The organism is Stenotrophomonas sp. 01N47 (assembly GCF_056399165.1).
On record NZ_JBFTQU010000048.1, the window covers coordinates 1 to 474 of the forward strand.

At 68.6% G+C, this 474-nt stretch carries 1 protein-coding gene; it reads left to right on the plus strand.

Annotated elements, in window-relative coordinates; all coding sequences use genetic code 11:
• Window positions 1-192: 192 nt before the first annotated feature.
• On the plus strand, window positions 193-474 hold a 282-nt coding region (locus tag AC1DKR_RS21135; RefSeq protein WP_478035101.1), incomplete at its 3' end, for a hypothetical protein.

Genomic DNA, 474 nt, shown 5'->3' on the forward strand with positions numbered 1-474 from the left:
CAAGCTGGTCAGCGGCTATGTGACCCGCGACGGGGCGCAGGTTCCCTTCGCCATGGTGCTGAGCGACGCGGCCGTGTGACCCTGCAAGGCGTCAGACGCGGGGCGATCGAAAGGAATGTCCAGGCCGAAACCTGGCAACAGGCCGTCGGCAGGTCGTTCCTTATCCCCGCCAACAGGCCTATCTAGCCGCCCATGAGCGATTTCGACGACACGGACGACCAGGGGGACGACAACGGGGGCAGGCGCCGGGCGCTGTCGAACGTGCAGGTGCTGGGCTTCCTGGCCCGCTTCTGGCTGCGCCGCAAAGCGATCTTCGCCGCCGGCGTCACCCTGACCCTGATCGCCGTGGCCTTCGACCTGGCCCTGCCCTGGGCCTCGGGCAAGCTGATCGACGTGGTCGCCGCCGGACAGAAGGGTCAGGCCTGGGGCGCGTGGGCCGCCTTCGTCGGCGTCTACCTGGCCTTCTCGCTGATC